The 19,346-nt window shown below is 62.8% G+C and carries 19 protein-coding genes; 10 read left to right on the top strand and 9 right to left on the bottom strand.

What is annotated here, in order from left to right; genetic code table 11:
* Positions 1 to 124: 124 nt before the first annotated feature.
* Entirely contained in the window at positions 125 to 1,042 is a 918-nt protein-coding gene (locus tag NKJ37_RS26150) for a DMT family transporter (protein ID WP_352551765.1), read from the top strand.
* A gap of 471 nt (positions 1,043 to 1,513) precedes the next feature.
* On the opposite strand, the gene metF is transcribed toward NKJ37_RS26150, so the two are convergent.
* Together metF and NKJ37_RS26140 are read right to left on the bottom strand one after the other, a co-directional pair.
* Positions 1,514 to 2,431 (bottom strand): methylenetetrahydrofolate reductase [NAD(P)H], encoded by a 918-nt coding sequence (metF, locus tag NKJ37_RS26145; RefSeq protein WP_352442219.1) that lies wholly within the window; start codon positions 2,429 to 2,431, stop codon positions 1,514 to 1,516.
* Positions 2,428 to 3,450 carry an ArsR/SmtB family transcription factor gene (locus tag NKJ37_RS26140; protein WP_128303474.1) on the bottom strand — a complete coding sequence of 341 codons (1,023 nt, stop codon included), beginning with the start codon at positions 3,448 to 3,450 and terminating at the stop codon, positions 2,428 to 2,430. Before NKJ37_RS26140 ends, metF begins: the two co-directional genes overlap by 4 nt.
* 122 nt (positions 3,451 to 3,572) lie before the next feature.
* Between NKJ37_RS26140 and tsaA the strand changes: the two genes are divergently transcribed.
* Both tsaA and NKJ37_RS26130 read left to right on the top strand, forming a co-directional pair.
* Positions 3,573 to 4,112 (top strand): tRNA (N6-threonylcarbamoyladenosine(37)-N6)-methyltransferase TrmO, encoded by a 540-nt coding sequence (tsaA, locus tag NKJ37_RS26135; RefSeq protein ID WP_352442217.1) that lies wholly within the window; start codon positions 3,573 to 3,575, stop codon positions 4,110 to 4,112.
* On the top strand, positions 4,109 to 4,423 hold the full coding sequence (locus NKJ37_RS26130) for a DUF2293 domain-containing protein (RefSeq protein ID WP_127260329.1): 315 nt from the start codon (positions 4,109 to 4,111) through the stop codon (positions 4,421 to 4,423). Before tsaA ends, NKJ37_RS26130 begins: the two co-directional genes overlap by 4 nt.
* 6 nt (positions 4,424 to 4,429) lie before the next feature.
* Here the strand turns inward: NKJ37_RS26130 and NKJ37_RS26125 are convergent, their stop codons facing one another.
* Entirely contained in the window at positions 4,430 to 4,933 is a 504-nt protein-coding gene (locus tag NKJ37_RS26125; RefSeq protein WP_352442216.1) for a hypothetical protein, read from the bottom strand.
* A 150-nt stretch (positions 4,934 to 5,083) separates the two neighbouring features.
* On the opposite strand from NKJ37_RS26125, the gene NKJ37_RS26120 reads away from it, so the two are divergent.
* Both NKJ37_RS26120 and NKJ37_RS26115 read left to right on the top strand, forming a co-directional pair.
* A complete protein-coding gene (locus tag NKJ37_RS26120; protein ID WP_352674502.1) occupies positions 5,084 to 6,046 on the top strand; it encodes a D-amino acid aminotransferase in 963 nt (320 codons plus the stop codon).
* A gap of 132 nt (positions 6,047 to 6,178) precedes the next feature.
* Entirely contained in the window at positions 6,179 to 7,018 is an 840-nt protein-coding gene (locus NKJ37_RS26115) for an SDR family oxidoreductase (RefSeq protein ID WP_128303469.1), read from the top strand.
* Positions 7,019 to 7,065: 47 nt separating this feature from the next.
* Here NKJ37_RS26115 and NKJ37_RS26110 read toward each other — a convergent pair whose 3' ends face one another.
* Positions 7,066 to 7,683, bottom strand: a complete 618-nt coding sequence (locus tag NKJ37_RS26110) for an MOSC domain-containing protein (RefSeq protein ID WP_352630888.1) — start codon at positions 7,681 to 7,683, stop codon at positions 7,066 to 7,068.
* 315 nt (positions 7,684 to 7,998) lie between these two features.
* Here NKJ37_RS26110 and NKJ37_RS26105 point away from each other — a divergent pair, with 315 nt between their 5' ends.
* Positions 7,999 to 8,124: a hypothetical protein gene (locus tag NKJ37_RS26105; RefSeq protein ID WP_352775598.1), complete on the top strand. Its 126-nt coding sequence runs from the start codon at positions 7,999 to 8,001 to the stop codon at positions 8,122 to 8,124.
* Positions 8,125 to 8,137: 13 nt separating this feature from the next.
* Here the strand turns inward: NKJ37_RS26105 and NKJ37_RS26100 are convergent, their stop codons facing one another.
* The 3 genes from NKJ37_RS26100 to ettA all read right to left on the bottom strand — a co-directional run bounded on the left by NKJ37_RS26100 (position 8,138) and on the right by ettA (position 11,908).
* The gene (locus tag NKJ37_RS26100; RefSeq protein WP_023813172.1) at positions 8,138 to 9,259 is read right to left on the bottom strand and encodes a beta-ketoacyl-ACP synthase III; all 1,122 of its coding nucleotides are present in this window, start codon (positions 9,257 to 9,259) and stop codon (positions 8,138 to 8,140) included.
* Between the two features lie 185 nt (positions 9,260 to 9,444).
* Positions 9,445 to 10,212 carry a trans-aconitate 2-methyltransferase gene (gene tam, locus NKJ37_RS26095; protein ID WP_352630891.1) on the bottom strand — a complete coding sequence of 256 codons (768 nt, stop codon included), beginning with the start codon at positions 10,210 to 10,212 and terminating at the stop codon, positions 9,445 to 9,447.
* 46 nt (positions 10,213 to 10,258) lie between these two features.
* Positions 10,259 to 11,908, bottom strand: a complete 1,650-nt coding sequence (gene ettA / locus NKJ37_RS26090) for an energy-dependent translational throttle protein EttA (protein ID WP_013530923.1) — start codon at positions 11,906 to 11,908, stop codon at positions 10,259 to 10,261.
* A 275-nt stretch (positions 11,909 to 12,183) separates the two neighbouring features.
* Between ettA and NKJ37_RS26085 the strand changes: the two genes are divergently transcribed.
* Positions 12,184 to 13,470: a GGDEF domain-containing protein gene (locus NKJ37_RS26085; protein WP_023813174.1), complete on the top strand. Its 1,287-nt coding sequence runs from the start codon at positions 12,184 to 12,186 to the stop codon at positions 13,468 to 13,470.
* Between the two features lie 4 nt (positions 13,471 to 13,474).
* Here NKJ37_RS26085 and NKJ37_RS26080 read toward each other — a convergent pair whose 3' ends face one another.
* Together NKJ37_RS26080 and NKJ37_RS26075 are read right to left on the bottom strand one after the other, a co-directional pair.
* Positions 13,475 to 14,077, bottom strand: coding sequence for a hypothetical protein (locus tag NKJ37_RS26080; protein ID WP_352442212.1), 603 nt, complete (start codon positions 14,075 to 14,077; stop codon positions 13,475 to 13,477).
* A gap of 89 nt (positions 14,078 to 14,166) precedes the next feature.
* Positions 14,167 to 15,174 carry a ribonuclease T2 family protein gene (locus tag NKJ37_RS26075; RefSeq protein WP_128303464.1) on the bottom strand — a complete coding sequence of 336 codons (1,008 nt, stop codon included), beginning with the start codon at positions 15,172 to 15,174 and terminating at the stop codon, positions 14,167 to 14,169.
* 182 nt (positions 15,175 to 15,356) lie between these two features.
* Here NKJ37_RS26075 and NKJ37_RS26070 point away from each other — a divergent pair, with 182 nt between their 5' ends.
* The 3 genes from NKJ37_RS26070 to NKJ37_RS26060 all read left to right on the top strand — a co-directional run bounded on the left by NKJ37_RS26070 (position 15,357) and on the right by NKJ37_RS26060 (position 19,210).
* Positions 15,357 to 16,289 carry an alpha/beta fold hydrolase gene (locus NKJ37_RS26070; protein WP_128303463.1) on the top strand — a complete coding sequence of 311 codons (933 nt, stop codon included), beginning with the start codon at positions 15,357 to 15,359 and terminating at the stop codon, positions 16,287 to 16,289.
* Positions 16,290 to 16,388: 99 nt separating this feature from the next.
* Entirely contained in the window at positions 16,389 to 17,564 is a 1,176-nt protein-coding gene (locus NKJ37_RS26065; RefSeq protein ID WP_128303462.1) for a CaiB/BaiF CoA transferase family protein, read from the top strand.
* The gene (locus NKJ37_RS26060) at positions 17,561 to 19,210 is read left to right on the top strand and encodes a thiamine pyrophosphate-binding protein (protein WP_023813179.1); all 1,650 of its coding nucleotides are present in this window, start codon (positions 17,561 to 17,563) and stop codon (positions 19,208 to 19,210) included. Before NKJ37_RS26065 ends, NKJ37_RS26060 begins: the two co-directional genes overlap by 4 nt.
* Positions 19,211 to 19,346 lie beyond the last annotated feature (136 nt).

The raw sequence follows: 19,346 nt of genomic DNA, 5'->3' as shown, positions 1-19,346 counted from the left end.
CAGCGGCGCTAGGTCTTTGCCAGCAACGTTTGCCAGCGATCAGGTTTCGGGTGGCCCTTGTCACTGGCGCCGATATGGCTTCTGCCTGAGTGACTGGCATTCAGGCAGTGGGAGGGCGACTCACATGGCAATGGCCGCGACATCCGCACCACGCGGGCCGATGGTGCTCAAGGATTGGGGGCAACTCCTGCTGCTCGGCGCGATCTGGGGCGGCTCGTTCTTCTTTGCGCGCATCGCGGTGGCGGAACTCCCCCCGCTGGTGCTGGTGCTGTTTCGCGTCGCCATCGCCGCCATTGCGCTGCAGATCTATCTCGGTCTGCGCGGTCCGTCCTTCCGCCTCGCGCTTCCGCATGCAGGCCTGTTCTTCCTGCTGGCGCTCACCAACAATGTCGTGCCCTTCTCGCTGATCTTCGTCGGCCAGACGGAGCTTGGCGCCGGCGTCGCCTCGGTGCTCAACGCGACGACGCCGTTCTGGACGCTGATCCTCGCGAACGCGCTGACATCCGACGAAAAGCTCTCCTGGAACAAGCTCGCCGGCATTGCGCTCGGCATCGCCGGTACGGCCGTCATGATCGGCCCCGGCCTGCTTACCGGGCTCGGCGGCCCGGTCTGGGCCAAGTTCGCGCTGATCGGTGCTTCGCTGTCCTATGGTATTGCGCTGATGGTCGCCCGCCGCTTCAAGGGCGTGCCCTCACCGGTCATCGCCACCGGACAGTTGACGGCGTCGACCATCATCATGATCCCGATCGTGCTCTTCACCTACGGTCCATCCGGCCTGTTCTCGGCCTCGCCCCCGGTCTGGGCGGCGGTGCTGGCGCTGGCGCTTCTGTCCACCGCCTTCGCCTACATCCTCTATTTCAACCTCGTCGCCTCGGCCGGCGCGACCAACGCCTCGCTGGTCACGCTTGTCGTGCCGGCCAGCGCCATGCTGCTCGGCTTCCTGTTCCTTGGCGAGCGGCTGGAGCTGTTCGAAATCGGCGGCGTGGTGCTGATCGCGCTCGGCCTCGTCACCATCGACGGGCGGTTGTTCGGCCGACGTTAGAGCGCCGCGCGTCCACTGGACGCGCAAAGAATGCTCTAACCGCCTAATTGCCCCCGCATCGCGAAAGCCGAATTCGGCTTTCGCGGGGGTAGCGCTGCCATGACACAGCAGCGACACGAGCGGGCCACATTTTATTCACAGGTCTGAAGCCGGTTTTTGCCTAGGAGTTTCAAAGCCTAACGGCAAAAGACATGTCGCGGATTTCACAATCACGTCGCAATGCAGCACATTTTCCGCTTGCCTGTGGCACAAATGAACCTAGACTCCATGACATAGCTCTTTAAGAGGAGGCTATGTCATGGGACTTACGAGGCCTATCAACGCATTGATGATCTGTGCTGCGTTCGCCTTTATCGGAGCCCTTATTATGGGCTTCCTTCCCTGACCGCCAAAGCGGGGAAGACCAGCACCCAAATAGTCCAACCAATTCAAAAGGCCGGGTTTTTCCCGGCCTTTTGTTTGAACCCGACCTCAAGCCGCGGCTGATCCGGCCGCCGCCGCCTCGTGCGAGCGGATGCCGATCATATGGCAGATGGCAAAGACCAGATCGGCGCGGTTCATGGTGTAGAAGTGGAAATCGCCGACACCGCGCTCGACCAGATCCATCACCTGTTCGGCTGCCACCGCCGACGCCACCAGCGCATGCGTCTGCGGGTCCCGGTCAAGGCCTTCGAAACGCTCCGCCAGCCAGCCGGGCACATGCGCGCCCGCCCTGGCGGAAAAGTTCGCGACCTGCCTGAAACTGTGAACCGGCTGGATTCCCGGCACGATCGGGATGTAGATGCCGGCGCGGCGGACGCGCTCGACATAGCGCTCGTAGAGATCATTGTCGAAGAAGAACTGGGTGATGGCGCGCGTCGCGCCATTGTCGACCTTGCGCTTCAGCATCTCGATGTCGGTGGCGAAATCGGGACTTTGCGGATGCTTTTCCGGATAAGCCGCGACGGAGATGTCGAAGTCCGCGATTGCCTTGAGCCCGGCGACCAGCTCCGCGCCGTTCTCGTAGCCACCGGGATGCGGCCGATACGGTTCGCCGACGCCGGAGGCCGGGTCGCCGCGCAGCGCCACGAACCGGTTGATGCCGATCGACCTGTAATCCTGGATGACCGCGTCGACCTCGTCGCGTGTTGCACCGACGCAGGTCAGATGCGCCGCTGCAGGAATACCGGTTTCCGTCAGGATGCGCTTTACAGTGCGCGCGGTACGCTCCCGCGTCGAGCCGCCGGCGCCGTAGGTCACCGAGACGAATTTCGGCTTCAGCGGCTCCAACTTTGTTACCGTCTCCCACAGCCTCGCTTCCATCTCGTCCGTCTTCGGCGGGAAGAATTCGAAGGAAACCCTGACCTTGTCGCCAATGTCGGGGCGGCGGGAAAAGCGGAACTGGTTCATGCGATTTCCCCTATCGAGTTCGCTTTGGCCTGCCTTGTGTCGTTGGAAGGATCGGCGATCAAGAGGCGCCGGTCGCGGCCAAGCCAGAGTTTTACGGTGAGCCTGGCCTCGTTGCCGCCGCGCGGCTCGAATTCCTGACTGTCTTCAAGATCGAGGCCGGCTTCCGAAAACCAGTCGGCGATCTGCCGGTCGGAAAAACCGAGCCGCATATGCGCGTGCTCCTCGCGCAGGAATTCCAGCGCATGCGGCGCGAAATCGACGATGACCAGGCGTCCGGCCGGACGCAAAAGCCGCGCCGCCTCGTGGATGGCGCGGGCGGGATCGTCGAGATAGTGCAGCACCTGATGGATGGTGACGAGATCGAAGGCATCGCGCTCGACCGGCGGTGCGAAGATGTCGCCCTGCCGAACCTGTGCGTTCGAAACCCCGGCCTTGTCGAGATTGGCGCGCGCCACGGTCAGCATCTCGCGCGACATGTCGATGCCGACACCGCGCCGATAAAGCGGCGAGAAGATTTCAAGCAGCCGCCCGGTGCCGGTGCCGAGATCCAGCATCGACTGGAACGGCCGCTTGCCCACCAGCTTCAACATTGCGGCTTCGACGGCGCGGTCCGGCACATGCAGCGAGCGGATATGGTCCCAGCTTGCCGCATTCACCGAAAAATACGCGACCGCGCGGTCCTGCCGCTTGCGCTTGACCGAGGCCAGACGCTCAAGATCGCGCTCGACCTGCGGATCGGCGCCGCGAATGCCGGAAACCAGTCCCATGACGAAGTCACGCGCTGAATCCGCATCCGACAGACGGAAGAAGGCCCAGGACCCTTCCTGGTAGCGGCCGATCAGCCCGGCCTCCAGCAAGAGCTTCAGGTGACGCGAAACGCGCGGCTGCGACTGGCCGAGAATTTCGGTAAGATCGGAAACCGTGAGGTCGCCGCGCGACAGAAGTGCCAGTATGCGCAATCGGCTGGATTCGGCCGCCGCCTTCAATGTATCAACCATGGTGTCGAGCGAGACATGCATCAGCGTATTCTCTTTGAAAAGATATAAACATATGTTTATGTCGGTTTTCGAAACCTTGCAAGCGCTATGTCGCTTCCGGACCAGAAAATGCCGCTCGTGTGGCGTTTTAAGAGACGCGGGCCATGACTGAAACGCGTGAGATGTTTGAGGCGCGCGAAGGGGAGCAGAGGCTGGAAAACGATCCGGCCCTGATGCCGCCTGATGGCGGCATCGTCTTCATCGGCCGCATTGCCTCGCCGTGGACGACGCGCGAAACCTGCCCGAAGAACATGCGCGTCGCGCGCGAGACCGGACAGAAGGCGGTGCTGACCATCGACGCGCCCTACCGAAGGGGCCTGCAGGGGCTGGAGCGCGCCAGCCACGTCATCATCCTATCCTGGCTGCATCATGCGCCGCGGACTCTGATTGTGCAGAGACCGCGCCATGCCGTTGAAGCGAAAGGTGTATTTGCGCTGCGCTCCCCTGCCCGCCCGAACCCCATCGGGCTGCACATCGCCAGGCTGATTGCCGTCAACATCGAAACCGGCCGCATCGATCTCGACGCCATCGACGTGCTCGACGGCACGCCGGTCATCGACCTAAAACCCTATTTCGCCTCGACCGACGCCATATCAGAGGCGACCATCGAAGGGCGCGACGAGCCCAATGGGATCCGGCGATGACAGCGCCGACCGGCCGCCGCCGCGCCATCGCCAAGGCGCTGACCGCACTTCTGCCGCTGGCGCCCTATGCCGATATGGAGAAGATCCGCACCGACGCCGGCGCGGTTCACATGAAGACCCTGCCGCCGGGCATCGCCGTATGGCTGGCGACCATTGCCCATATCCGCCACATGCACACCGATTACGAAAAACTGCTCAGCGAAGGCTATGACCGCGACTCGGCGCGTTTCTTCGTCATCGAGCAGACCAACATCGTGCTCACCCGCTGGCGCGCAACCCGCCTGCTCGACGCCGACGACGAGGAGGAATGACCACGGCTACTTCCGCTTTAGCACTGCGACCGCATTATAAGGCTGGCCGTCGGCCTGGCCGACCCAAGTCCAGGACAGATTTCCCTTGAAAAACCTGACCGTGATGTTGCCGCCGTCGATGCACTTGTCCTGCCCGTAGGTGATGCTCTCGTGGTATTCCGCCGAAATGTCGTCCCTGGACGTCTGCGACAGGGATCCGCCGCAGCCGAGCGACGGATAGTCGATGGACGCACCCCCATCATTGATCGTCATGGCGATCGCCCAATCAGCTCCGGCATCGCCGGCCGGGCTCTGGTGGCCGCTGCCGAGCCAGGTGCCGCTCAGCGTCGGCACATTCACCGCGCAAGGCACGTTCTGGAAGATCGACGTCAATTCGCTGCCGGTTTTCTCGCAGCGATAGGTCTGGCCGCTCTGGCACAATTCCTCGCCTTCGCGTGGGCACTGGGCGCTGGCTTGGCCCGCGGCGGCGAACATCATCATTGCCGCTGTGACGGCCCCAAACCTGCCCATTTTCCCCTCCCGTTCAGACCCGGAACGATAGGGCAATCGCGATCGAATGTATCGGCCAGATCGTCATGGAGGCCGAACAGCGCCGGGCGGGTGGCTCTATGCCTTCTGCCCAGCGCCGCTAGCCTCTCGCCTGCTTGACAGGAGGCCTCGATGAGCCGGACGATGGCAACACAGGACGAGAAGCAACTGCCCATAGTTGGCGACCGCCATGTCGACCCGCACTCCTACCCCGAGGGCGTCGCTTTCCTCGACGGCCAATATTTGCCGATGTCGCAGGCCAAGATCTCGGTTCTGGACTGGGGCTTTCTGCATTCCGACGCAACCTACGACACCGTGCATGTCTGGAATGGCCGCTTCTTCCGCCTCGATTTGCATCTCGACCGCTTCTTCGGCGGGCTGGAAAAACTGCGCATGACCATTCCCTTCGACCGCAAAGGCGTGGCCGAAATCCTGCACAATTGCGTGGCGCTGTCGGGTCATCGCGCCGCCTATGTCGAGATGCTGTGCACGCGCGGCGCCTCCCCGACTTTCAGCCGCGACCCGCGCCAGGCACTCAACCGCTTCATGGCGTTCGCCGTGCCGTTCGGCTCGGTCGCCAATGCCGAGCAGCTGCATCGCGGCCTGCGTGTCGCCATCAGCGACAAGGTGCGCATTCCGCCGGCCTCGATCGATCCGGCGATCAAGAACTACCACTGGCTCGATCTGGTGCGCGGCCTCTACGATGCCTATGATCGCGGCGCCGAGACTGCGTTGCTTCTGGACTTCAACGGCAATGTCGCCGAAGGCCCGGGCTTCAACGTCTTCTGCGTCAAGGATGGCAAACTGTCGACGCCTTCCATCGGTGTGCTGCCCGGCATCACCCGCCGCACTGTCTTTGATCTGTGCGCCGAAGAAGGTCTTGCAGCCACCGCCACCGATGTCAGCGTTGCCGCATTGCACGAGGCAGACGAGGTTTTCATCACCTCGACCGCAGGCGGCATCATGCCGGTGACGGAGATCGACGGAGTTCGGATCGCCGACGGCAAGGTCGGCGCGATCACCAGCCGGCTGATGGCGCGCTACTGGCAAAAGCACGATGACGCGGCCTGGTCGTCCCAGGTGAATTATCCCTGATAATTCAGGCGTCTTTTCAAAACATTCCCGTCGGCTCTGGAAAATCAGAGGATCGACCGTATATGCCCGAAAGCGGAGAAGCCTCCGCTTTCACCCAAAAATCACGCCCGCAGGGGCAAGGACTCCAAGATCATGACAAACAAGGTTTGGTTCATCACCGGATCGTCGAAGGGCTTTGGCCGCGTCTGGGCCGAGGCGGCACTCGCGCGTGGCGACAGCGTCGCGGCGACTGCCCGCGACGCCGGCACGCTCGCCGATCTCGTCCAGAAATACGGCGACAGGATTGCCGCGATAAAGCTCGACGTCACAGACAAGAAAGCCGTCGATGCCGCTGTCGCCGAAGCGCACAAGCGTTTTGGCCGGCTCGACGTCGTCATCAACAATGCCGGCTACGGCCATTTCGGCGCCATCGAGGAGGTCAGCGAACAGGAAGCCCGCGACCAGATCGAAACCAATGTCTTCGGCGCGCTGTGGGTCACTCAGGCCGCACTGCCGATCATGCGGGCACAGCATTTCGGCCACATCATCCAGATCTCGTCGATCGGCGGCGTCAATGCCTTTGCCTCGCTCGGCCTCTACCACGCCTCGAAATGGGCGCTGGAGGCCTTCAGCCAGTCGCTGAGCATCGAGGTCGCGGAATTCGGCATCCATGTGACGCTGGTCGAACCCGGCGGTTTCTCCACCGACTGGGCCGGCCCGTCGGCCAAGGTGTCCCAACCGATCGAGGCCTATGCACCGGCCCGTGCCAAGATGACGGAGCGCCGCGCCAATTCAGTCGCCGGCGATCCAGAGGCCACCGGGCCGGCCATGCTGGCCATTGTCGATGCCGCCGAGCCGCCGCTCAGGGTGTTCTTCGGCGACGGCGGCCTGCCGATGATCAAACAGGAATACGCCAACCGCATCGCCAGCTGGGAGAAGTGGGACGACGTCTCCATCATGGCGCAAGGCGCCAAGAAGAACCGCAAGGGCTGAAGTCCAGCACTCTTGCTACGCCGCTCCATGGGCGGCGTAGCTCGCCCTCAGGCTTTATAGATCCACTGTTCCGGCACGCGCACCGAAATCTCTTCGCCGGTCTTGACCGTTCCCGGCTTCTCGACCCAGGCGACGACGCCGCGCAGCCGCTTCGCCATTTTTGGGAACAGTAGCGCGCCGGCTTCTACGTCGACCATTCCGGCATTCTCGGCGATCGACCGGCCGGCGATGCGGCAAGGGCCGTTCTGCGCGTCCACCTTGATGGTCACGCCGCCCTTGAAGAACAGCAGCGTCCCGGCCGGCAGCATGGAGAGGTTGGGCACCCCTTCGATCACAAGATTGGCGCCGATCCATTCCGGCTTGATTTCGGTGAGATCCATCCGTTCGGCGACGATGGCGAGTTCATCCGCTGCAATGATCGATATCTGCCGTTCGTTGCGCATTTCGGTGCCGCGCGGATACCACGGTTCGCGCCCGCCCGAACGGCGCGTTGGCCCGGCATGGAAATCACCCGATATACCGTCGAAACCCAACCGCAATTCATCCACCGGGCGCGTCTGAAAATGATCCGACGGCGCCACGTAAAGCGCTGCCGCCTTGGCGACAAGCTTTCGCGCGGGGATGATTTCGGTCGGCTTTTCAGCCTCGGGGAAGAGATCCAACATGGCGTTCTTTCCTTTCGTCATCCAGCGAAGTAGCCGGGCGGACTTCGAGGCGTCCAGTCGAAAGTACTGATTGTCCGATCAACACCATCGATATGATGGCGATCACGCATTTCTTACCTGTCATCGATGTGATGGCGCATTACCGACGTGCCGTTCATGGTGACGTCCAGACAATTCACGGAGGCCGATCATGCGACCCGTGACGGCAATCACGTTGCTTTGGTTGGATGGTGATCTGGTCCGCCGCCATATGGTCCGCCCCTGCCCAGCAGCGCGCCGGATTCAAGGGCGGAGGCCCGGTATCGAGGTCTCGCATTGCTCATCATCGGCATCGTGACGAAGGCAAGACTGGAAGAGAGTTTCCTGCACGACGAGTTGGGCAGCGCCTATGACGACTATATCAGACGGGTGCCGATGCTGGTGCCGTTCGCACCGGTCTGACACGAATAGCTCTCTACAGCATCCTGAGAAGCGCGCCGCCTATCGAATACCCCGCGCCAAAGGCGCAGATCAGGCCGAAATCGCCGGGCTTCATGTCGGCGTGGTTCTCCGACAGCGCGACGATGGCGCCGGCGCCCGCCGTGTTGCCCAGCCGCTCCAGCACCATCGGCGCCCGGTCGTGGTCGACCTCGTGGCCGAACGATAGTTTCAGGATCATGGCATTCATCCGCGCATTGGCCTGATGCAGCCAGAAGCGCCTGATCGCCTGCGGCGTCAGCCCGTGCTCGGCGAGGAATTCGACGATGAATTTTTGCCCGGCGACAGTGACTTCCTTGAACACCTTGTTGCCGACCTGCTTGATCAGATTGCCTTCCAGATTGATCATGTAAGGATCTTCCTGGGCGGTGCGGGTGTGATAGCCCAGATTGGTGCGGATGTTGTTCGACATCTGCGTCCAGACGCGCGTGTCGAGCACCTCGAAGCGCCCCGGCCGCTTGTCGCCCTTGGCCAGGCCTTCGACCACCATCGACACCGAAGCGTCGCCGAAGATGAAATGCGTCTGCCGGTCGCGGAAATTGAGATGCCCGGTGATGATCTCCGGCGTCGTCACCAGGATGCGTTTGTGCGCGCCCGACCGCACCAGGTTGACGGCGACGTGCAAGGCGGCCGCGGCCGAGGAACAGCCAAGCCCCATGTCGAAGCCGGCGCCCTTGGTGCCCAACGCCTCCTGCATTTCGATGGCGATTGCCGGATAGGGCCGCTGGTGATGCGAGGCCGAGCAGATCACCAGGTCGATATCCGACGGCTGCAGCCCGGCGTGGTCGAGCGCCTTCTTCGCCGAGGCGATGCCGAACTCCGCCTCCAGCGACAGCGCGTCGTCGGGCCGCGCCGGAATGCGCGGCGCCATCCGGGTCGGATCGAGAATGCCCTCGCGCTCGATGACATGGCGGGTGCGCACGCCCGAGGCGTGGACGATGAAGTCGCTGTCCGATTTCGGCAGCGGCGGCTCGCCAGTATCCTGGCGGCGTGCATTTTCCGTGTCGACCCAGGCATTGAAGCTGGCGACCAGTTCTTCATTGGTGATTGTGGGTTCGGGGATTTCAACGCCGATGCCGCTGATGATGACGCGATGCATGTCCAGTCCGTCCCATCCGCAGGCGCTGCGGCTTCATGTGGGCGCCGGAATGCTCCGGCGCAACAGTTTTCTCACCGAGGCGGTTTACGCCGGCTTAAACCAAAGATCTGGGCCGACTTAAGCCGATCCTTGACATGGCCACAGGCAAAGCCAAGCGGCCCTAAGACGCCGCGCAACACGGATAATCAAGCTCGTTTTGCGACAATGAAAATGCGCGGAAAGCGCAAGAGCACCTTGCCATCAGCCGTCTTCGGATAGGCCTTGGCGATCTTGGCCGTGTAACATTCGAGGAACAGCGTCCGCTCATCGGCACCCAGCGGATCGAGGAACGGTTTCAGGCCCGTCGACTTCACCCATTCGACGATCGCCTGCGCATCGGCAAGCGGGTGGTTGTAGATGGTGTGCCAGATATCCAGCCGATCGCTGAGCGGCGACAGAAGATCATAATAGAACGACACCGGCGGCAACGGCCCGCGTGCCGCGCCCTTGAGCTTTTCGGCAAACGCCATCTCGGCGGCGGTCTCCCGCATCAGGCGGTGGGAGTCCTCGCCCAGATTGTCAGGCATCTGGATGGCGAGCGCGCCCCCTGGCGCGAGAAAACCCATCAGCCGCTGGAAGACCGCGGGATGCTCGGGCAGCCATTGGAACACAGCATTGGCGAAGGTCACGTCGACCGGCTCCGCCGGCTGCCATTTGGAGGCATCGGCCAGATCAAAGGTGACCTCGGGCAGGCGCGCCCGCGCCTTCTCGATCATGTCGGGCGAAGTGTCGAAGCCGCTCACCTCAGCATCCGGCCAGCGCTCGACAAGCAGCGCGGTCGAATTGCCCGGCCCGCAGCCGATGTCGACGACCCGGCGCGGGAAGTCCACCGGCACCTGCGCGACCAAATCCCGCGCCGGCCGCGTGCGCTCATCCTCGAATTTCAGATATTGGGCGGCGGACCAATCAGCCATGTGAACTCCTCACGTCTTCTTGAGAATTCGCCGCCCGGAAAACCCCTTACCGCGTCAGCCTCTTGTAGGTCATGCGGTGCGGGTTGACGGCATCCGGCCCGAGGCGGCGGATCTTGTCCTGCTCGTAATCCTCGAAATTGCCTTCGAACCACTCGACATGGCTGTCGCCCTCGAAGGCGAGGATGTGCGTCGCCAGGCGATCGAGGAACATGCGATCGTGCGAGATGATGACGGCGCAGCCGCCGAAGTTTTCCAGCGCGTCTTCGAGTGCCGCCAGCGTTTCGGTGTCGAGATCGTTGGTCGGTTCGTCGAGCAGCAGCACATTGCCGCCGGTCTTCAGCATCTTGGCCAGATGCACGCGGTTGCGCTGGCCGCCGGACAGATTGCCGACCTTCTGCTGCTGGTCGCCGCCACGGAAGTTGAACGACGCGCAATAGGCACGCGTGTTGGCCTCGAATTTGCCGAGCTTGACCACTTCTGCGCCGCCGGAAATCTCTTCCCATACCGTCTTTGACGGATCGAGCGCATCGCGGCTCTGGTCGACATAGCCGAGCTTCACCGTTTCGCCGACGCGCACTGAGCCCGCATCCGGCTTTTCCTGGCCGGTGATCATGCGAAACAGCGTCGTCTTGCCGGCGCCGTTCGGGCCGATGACGCCGACGATGCCGCCGGGCGGCAGCTTGAATTCCAGGCCGTCGATCAAAAGCGTGTCGCCAAAGCCCTTCGACAGGCCTTCCGCCTCGATCACCACATTGCCGAGCCGCTCGCCATGCGGGATGACGATCTGCGTATCGCTCGGACGCCGCTTGTCGGCTGCATCCAAAAGATCCTGGAACGCCTGGATACGCGCCTTGGACTTCGTCTGGCGGGCCTTCGGGCTCGACTGGATCCATTCGCGCTCGCGGCCGATGGCGCGCTGGCGGGCATCGTCCTCGCGGCCTTCCTGCTTGAGCCGCTTGGCCTTGGCTTCGAGGTATTTGGTGTAGTTGCCCTCATAGGGAATGCCGCGGCCGCGATCGAGTTCGAGGATCCAGCCGGTGACGTTGTCGAGGAAGTAGCGATCGTGGGTGATGATCATCACGGCGCCCGGATAGGCACGCAAATGCTTTTCCAGCCACGCCGTGGTTTCGGCGTCGAGATGGTTGGTCGGTTCGTCGAGCAGCAAAAGGTCGGGCTGGCGCAGCAAGAGTTGGCAAAGCGCGACGCGGCGCCGCTCGCCGCCCGAAAGCTTGGTGACTTCCGAATCCTTGGGCGGGCAGCCCAGCGCTTCCATCGCCATCTCGACCTGCTGTTCGAGATCCCACAGGTTGAGCCGGTCCATCTCGTCCTGAAGCTTGGCCGACTCGTCGGCCGTCTCGTCGGAGTAGTTCATCATCAATTCGTTATAGCGTTCGATGATCGCGGTCTTGGCGGCGACGCCTTCCATGATGTTTTCGAACACGGTCTTGTCCGGATCGAGCGCCGGCTCCTGCGCCAGGTAGCCGACGGTTGCGCCTTCGGCCAGCCAGGCTTCGCCGTTCCACTCCTTGTCGAGCCCGGCCATGATCTTGAGGATCGTCGACTTGCCCGAACCGTTGGGGCCGAGGATGCCGATCTTGGCGTCGGGATAGAAGGAGAGATGGACATTCTCGAGCACCTTCTTGGTGCCATAGGCCTTGTTGAGGCCGGCCATGTGATAGATGAACTGGCGTGCCACGCGCGCTTTCCCTGAAAAAAACTGACTGGCCCAGAAAACTGACTGGATCTGTCGAATTGAGTGGAGGTTGGCCGCTATGTAGGCGATGCGGCGGCGAACGGCAATCGCTTTTGCCATATCTGCCCGGTCACACGCGGAAGTGTCCGCCAACCGCCGAAGTTTTCCACCAGCACGAAGCGTGCTGAAATCTCCGGTTAACTCTTCGGCGTCAAAACAGGATCGGAGTGGAATCGCTCGCTATTCGCGATTTCGAGAAAGAGATCGGGTCGACGGCATTGCTGAACAGTTTCCTGCTCCTTGCCGAAGCGGTCGTCTATTTCAGCGTCATGGTGACGCTTTTCCGCTTCCGGAGGCGCATCGGCCTCGGCGTGTTCATCTGCGCGCTCGGTGTCATGCACTTCCTCGAGACCTACCTCGCCAGCGTTTTTTATGTCGCCTTGCCGTTCGGCATGGTCTCGCCTGGCTCGGCGGTGCTGTTTTCCGGCAAGCTGGTGATGCTTTTGCTGCTCTATATGAAAGAGGACGCTGCAACTGTGCGTCAGCCGATCTACGGCCTGCTGCTCGGCAATGCGCTGATGATCGGGCTGGTGCTGCTGCTGCGCCTGCACGTCATCGCGGCACTTCCCGACGGCAGGCTCCCAGACATCGGCTTCATCGACCAGATGGGCTGGCTGATGGTGTGGGGCACGACGCTGCTGTTCGTCGATGCCATCCTGATCATCCTGCTTTATGAAAAGCTCGGGCGTTATCTGCGCAAGGCGCCGTTCGCGCGCATCCTGATTTCGGTCGCTTGCGTGCTGACATTCGACCAGGCCGGGTTTTTCACCGCCCTGCATTTCGTTGCCGGCGCGCCGATAGCCGTCTTTTTCGGCGGCTGGTTCGCCAAGATGGCGGCGGCGGTGACGTTCAGCACCATGCTCGTCGCCTATCTCAAATGGTTCGAGGAGCGCCAAGTCACCGCGCCGCGCGGATTGACCGATATCTTCGATACGCTGACCTATCGCGAACGCTACGAAGCGCTGGTCGAACATGTCGGGCGGGACGGCCTGACCGGCCTGCTGCACCGCGGGCGCTTCGACGCCGACGGTGAAGCCGCCGTCCAGGCCAGCCTGCGCACCGCCAGGCCGCTCAGCCTGCTGATCATCGATGTCGACCATTTCAAATCGATCAATGACCGTTTCGGCCATGCCGAAGGCGACAAGGTGTTGAAGGCGGTCGCGGCCCTGCTTGGCGAGACGGCAAGCGCCGAGGACCAGGTGTTCCGCATCGGCGGCGAGGAATTCGCCATCCTCAGTTCGCGTCCGCACTCGGTCGCCAGGCTGTTCGGCGAAAGCATTCGCCACGCGGTCAAGGGCTCGGCCGCCACCAGTCGCTTCGAGCTCACCGTCAGCGCTGGCGTTTCCAGCGTCAGCGAAACCACGCGCTGCCTTGCCGACCTGTTCGCGCTTGCCGACCAGCGTCTCTACAAGGCGAAGTCGACCGGCCGCGATCGCGTCGTCGGCGAGCCGGGCGGCCAAGAAGCCGACACAGCCGCTGCGCGGACCAAATCCGCACAGATCTAGTTCGTTACGAATTCCTCTGCCGTCGAAAGCCCGTCACGGTCGAAACCGCCATCAGCGCGATCGCCAGCCATTTCAGCACCGTGATGATCGGCCCGGCCTGGATATCGTAGGCAATGAACAGCAGGATGCCCGGCACCAGCAAGCCGCACATGACCAGCATGATGCGGTTGATCTGCCAGGACACTTTTGACGCCAACGCCTCGTCGCCGAGTGCTGGAACCAGCACCGCCCGCACCGTCTTGCCGCCCACCAGCATGGCCGAAAGGTGCATCGAGATCGGCAGACCGAGCCCGATGATCAGGAAAGCGCAAGCGGCCAGCAGGAGCGAAAACTTCAGCGCGCTGGTTTCCGCCGCTATGGGAAACAGCAGCGTCGCCAGCGGCAGGAAGACACCGAAAATGCCGATCGCCGCGATCGTGATGAAGATCGCCGCATTGACGATCGTGAACAGCTGGTAGGTGCCGACGCCGATCGGTTCGGAGAGCGTCCGCATGCGTGCCCACTCGGCGTCGGTATACGAAAAGCCCGGCCATTCCATGCGGGCATCGTTTATCGAGACCATGCCCTTGGCCCAGAAAGCCAGCCGCGCCAGCGCGCTGCTCGTCATGCCATCCATTGCCGCCCCCGCCAGAATGATGCGCTCGCAGCATAGCACCAGGGCGCGGCAGCGCGACAGTCCGGTATCTCTGTTGAGAGTTACTGGAAGCCGATCGCGTCGACATTGCCTGTCGGGCAGCCGGCCTTGTTGGTCGGCACCGAAGCCAGCAGCAGATCCTTAAGCGAGCTGTTGGGCCCGATCGGACCCGCGAGGCCGAGCGTCAGTTCGCCGATCAGCCGCCTGCCGCTCGACGGATCGATGACGCAGGAAACGCGCACGCGATCCCCTGCTCCCGCCCCGAAGGCAGTGTCGAAAGCGCCGCGGATCTGGTCCGCCGTCAGCTTGCCGCCGATGTTCTTGGCAAAGAGTTCGCGCACCGGCGAGCTGTTCACCGCGCGCATCAGGTTGAGCGCATCGGAGAAATAGTCCTGCTGGCTCTTGCCGTAGCAGGTGCCGTGCTTGATCCATTCATGCCGATCGAGGTGGGAGGCCGTGCCGGGCATCACCTGATCGAGTTCCGTGCGGGTGTTGGCGTCAAGATTGACCGGCGGCAGGTCTTTCCAGTGGGCCGGATTGTCGTTGGCCTTGTCGCTCGCCGTCGCCTGGCAATAGAAATTGCCGTTCGGCTGCGGCCAGAGACCGTGCAAGGTGAAATGCGTGGCGTCGAAATCACCAGCACTCTGCGCCCTGCATTCGGTCTTGTTCGACTTTGTCTCGCAAAACGCCGGCTGCCAGCTCAGCGCGAAGACGTATTCGGGTTTCCCCGATGCCGCCGGCTTGCCTTGCCCGTCAGGTGCGGCCGGCACGGTCGCCGCGCTGCTGCCGGAAACGTGGCCGCAGCTGACCTTCACCCAGCGGCGCTCCGGATCGGCGCCCGGCACCAGGATGAGATAATGCGTCGGCGTATCCTTGTTGCCGGCAAGCAGCCGATAGCTCTGCCCGGCATCGGTCGAGACATTGCCGGGGTTCTTGCCGTTCTTGATGGCTTGCGTTGCCGGACAGGCAGCGTCGGCCACAAAGGAGCCGCTCATCTTGACGTCGGCACGCGCGGCACCGGCCAGCGACGCGGCCAGCATGGCCAATCCGAAAACGACACCAATGCGCATGGAAAATCCTCGGCTGGACAAGTGGGCGACAGACTGAAGCTGTCTCCATGTCAGAATTGCGATATTTTGCTGGCCAAACGCAAGAAACATCGTCGCGAAAAGCGGGTTTGCTGGATTGACGCATAATGTGGGCCGGCGCAAACAAAGCCAACGACGATAATGCAAGGGCGGGACCGAGCGGCATGTCATTCAGCCAGCAGCGCGTGGTTCGCTCCCCAACCGGTGCCGAGCTCAATCTTTTCGTCAGGCAGGCCGATGGCCGGGCACGCGCCGTCGTCCAGATCAATCATGGCCTGGCCGAGCACGCAGCGCGCTATGCCCGCTTTGCCGATTTTCTTGGCTCCCGCGGCTTCGATGTCTATGTCCACGATCATCGCGGCCATGGCGCGACCAAGGCGCCCGACGCGCCGCTCGGCAGGTTCGCCGCCAGCGACGGCCCGGCCAAGGTGATAGCCGACGTCGGCGCCATCCATGATCTTATCGCCCGCGAACAGCCAAACAGACCGGTCATCCTGTTTGGTCATTCGATGGGAGCGTCGGTCGCGCTGAACTACCTGTTACGCCACTCGCCGCGCGTTCATGCCGCCGGTATCTGGAACGGCAATTTCTCCCAAGGCCTGCTCGGACAGGTGGCGCTGGGCATCCTTGCCTGGGAACGGATGCGGCTCGGCTCCGACGTGCCATCGCGTCTGCTGCCGAAGCTCACCTTCCAGGCCTGGGGCAAGGCGGTGCCCAATCACCGCACATTGTTCGACTGGCTGTCGCGCGACGAGGCGGAAGTGGCGAAATACATCGCCGATCCGCTCTGCGGCTGGGATGCCTCGGTGTCGATGTGGCGCGATGTGGTCTCGATGGCGCTGAACGGCGGCAAGGATGCCGGCTTTGCCGGCATCCGGCGCGACCTGCCCATCAGCATCGTCGGCGGCGAAAGAGATCCCGCCTCGGATTATGGCAAAGGGATCACGCATCTTGCCAGCCGCATGCGCGCGATGGGCTTTTCGAATCTGGTTTCAAAGGTTTACGCCGGCACCCGCCACGAAAGCCTGAACGAGGTGAATCGCGACATCATCATGGATGATTTCGCCGCCTGGGCCGACAAAGTCCTCAAAGCGTGACGGATTGGCCCATTGCAAGAGCCGTGACAGCCGTTGCAGGGCTTGATAGAGGCTCTGCTTTCGCAGCAGTCACGGTGATTGCGGCAACCACGGTGATCCATGGCTGAGCCCCCGCTGAAAGGCGTCCGCGTCGTCGAACTCGCCCGCATCCTTGCCGGGCCATGGGCCGGGCAGTTGCTTGCCGATCTCGGCGCCGATGTCATCAAGGTCGAAAGCCCCGATGGCGGCGACGACACCCGCAAATGGGGGCCACCCTTCGTCATGGGCAAGGACGGCGAGAACCTGTCGGCCGCCTATTACCATTCCTGCAATCGCGGCAAGCGCTCCATCGCCATCGATTTCTCGACACCGGAAGGGGCCGAGACCGTGCGCCGGCTGGTCGCCACCTCGGACGTGCTGATCGAGAACTTCAAGCTCGGCGGTCTGAAGAAATACGGCCTCGACTATGACAGCCTGCGCAAGATCAACCCGCGCCTCGTCTATTGCTCGATCACCGGCTTCGGCCAGGACGGACCCTATGCGCCGCGCGCCGGCTACGACTTCATCATCCAGGCCATGGCCGGCATGATGTCGATCACCGGCGAGGTCGGCCGCGAGCCGCAAAAAGCGGGCGTCGCCATCTCCGACATCTTCACCGGCCTTTATTCGGTCATCGCCATCCAGGCAGCATTGCGCCATGCCGAACAAACCGGCGAAGGCCAGCACGTCGACATGGCGCTCTTCGACACCCAGATCTCGGCGCTCGGCAACCAGAATTTGAACTATCTCGTCTCCGGCAAATCGCCGGTGCAGATGGGCAATGCGCATATGAACATCGCCCCATACGAGGTGGTGCCGGTCCGGGATGGGCACATCATCCTGGCGGTCGGCAATGACGGCCAGTTCGCCAAATTCTGCGCCGCTGTCGGACTGGGCGACCTGCCTGCCAATCCCGACTTCGCCACCAACCCCGCCCGGGTCGCCAACCGGGTGAAATTGCATGAGCGCATGATCGAGGCGCTGAAGGTTTTTGACCGCGATCCGCTGCTGGCCAAGCTGGAAGCGGCCAGCGTGCCGGCGAGCCCGATCAACACGATCGGCCAGATGTTTGCCGATCCGCAGACGATCGCGCGCGGCATGCGGCTTGATCTCGACGACGGCCATGGCAATCTTCTGCCTTCGGTGCGTGCGCCGATGGTGATGTCGGGCACGCCGCTGGTCTATGAGCGCCCCTCGCCGCGCCTGGGCGAGCACACGCAAGAAATCCTTGCCGAACTGGAGAAGTCTGGACAATGAAGACCGGCGGACAACTCATCGTCGACGCGCTCGAAGCCAACGGCACCGACCGCATCTATTGTGTGCCGGGTGAATCCTATCTGGCGGTGCTCGACGCGCTGCACGATTCTGCGATCCGCACCATCGTCTGCCGCCAGGAAGGCGGTGCCGCGATGATGGCCGATTGCCACGGCCGCCTGACCGGGAAGCCCGGCATCTGCTTCGTCACCCGCGGCCCCGGCGCCACCAACGCCTCGGCCGGCATCCACATCGCCATGCAGGATTCTATACCCGTCATCCTGTTCATCGGCCAGGTCGCCAGCCACGCCAAGGAGCGTGAAGCGTTCCAAGAGGTCGATTATAAGAGGTTCTTCGGCGATATCGCCAAATGGGTGGTCGAGATCGACGACGCCTCGCGCATCCCCGAATTCGTCACCCGCGCCTTCGCGGTGGCGACATCGGGCCGGCCCGGCCCGGTGGTGATCTCGCTGCCCGAAGACATGCTGACCAGCATCGTCGAAGCACCTATCGCCTTGCCGCACACGCCGGTTGAGACACGGCCGGGCGAAGCGGAGCTCGATGCGCTGGAAAAGCTGCTGGCTAAGGCCAAGCGGCCGTTCGTCATCCTCGGCGGCACGCGCTGGGACGCCGAGGCGGTGGCGCAAATGCGCACGGTCGCCGAGGCGTGGTCGCTGCCGGTCGGTTGTTCCTTCCGCCGGCAGATGCTGTTCGATCATCTACATCCGAACTATGCCGGCGATGTCGGCATCGGCATCAACCCCAAGCTGGCCACAGCGATCAAGCAGGCCGATCTCGTGCTCCTGATCGGCGGCCGCATGGGCGAAATGCCGTCCTCGGACTACACGCTGCTGAAAAGCCCCTACCCCGACCAGACACTGGTCCATGTCCATGCCGACGCTGGCGAGCTCGGCCGCGTCTACAGGCCGACACTGGCGATCAACGCCTCGCCTTCTGCCTTCATCGACGCTTTCGCCAAGCGCAAGCCGGCCTCTGAGCCGACTTGGGCAGCCGAGACACCAAAGCTGCATGCCTCCTATCTCGACTGGTCGACGCCACCGGAAGGCGGCCCCGGCTCGGTCCAGATGGGCCCGATCATGAACTACCTCGAAAAGATGCTGCCCGACGACGCCATTCTCACCAACGGCGCCGGCAATTACGCGACCTGGGTGCATCGCTTCCACCGCTTCCGCCGCTTCGCCACTCAAGGTGCGCCGACATCGGGCTCGATGGGCTATGGCACGCCTGCGGCCGTCGCTGCCAAAGAGCTGTTTCCGGAGCGCACCGTGGTCGCCTTCGCCGGCGACGGCTGCTTCCTGATGAACGGGCAGGAATTCGCCACCGCCGTGCAGTATGACCTGCCTATCATTGTGGTCGTCGTCAACAACGGCATCTATGGCACCATCCGCATGCATCAGGAGCGCGAATATCCCGGCCGCGTCGTCGCCACCGATCTTAAGAACCCCGACTTCGCGGCTCTCGCCCGCGCCTATGGCGGCCATGGCGAAACGGTCGACAAGACCGCCGATTTCGCTCCCGCCTTCGAACGTGCCCGCGCCAGCGGCAAGCCGGCGATCGTGGAAATCCGCCTCGACCCCGAAGCGATCACGCCGACCAAGACGATGACGCAGATACGCGACAAGGCGTAGTCCAAACAAAAAAAGAGGCGGTCGCCCGCCCCTTTTCGTCATGCGGCTTGCGCTAGAGCGTTTCATATTTTGACGGAAGCGTAGCCTGCGTTTTCGAAGTAGTTCTTGCATTCGGCTGCCTCGATGGTTTCGACGA

This window comes from Mesorhizobium sp. M0140, assembly GCF_040322475.1.
Classification (GTDB): domain Bacteria; phylum Pseudomonadota; class Alphaproteobacteria; order Rhizobiales; family Rhizobiaceae; genus Mesorhizobium.
Note: the sequence above shows the minus strand (reverse complement) of the source record. Positions and strands in the feature narration are given on the sequence as shown.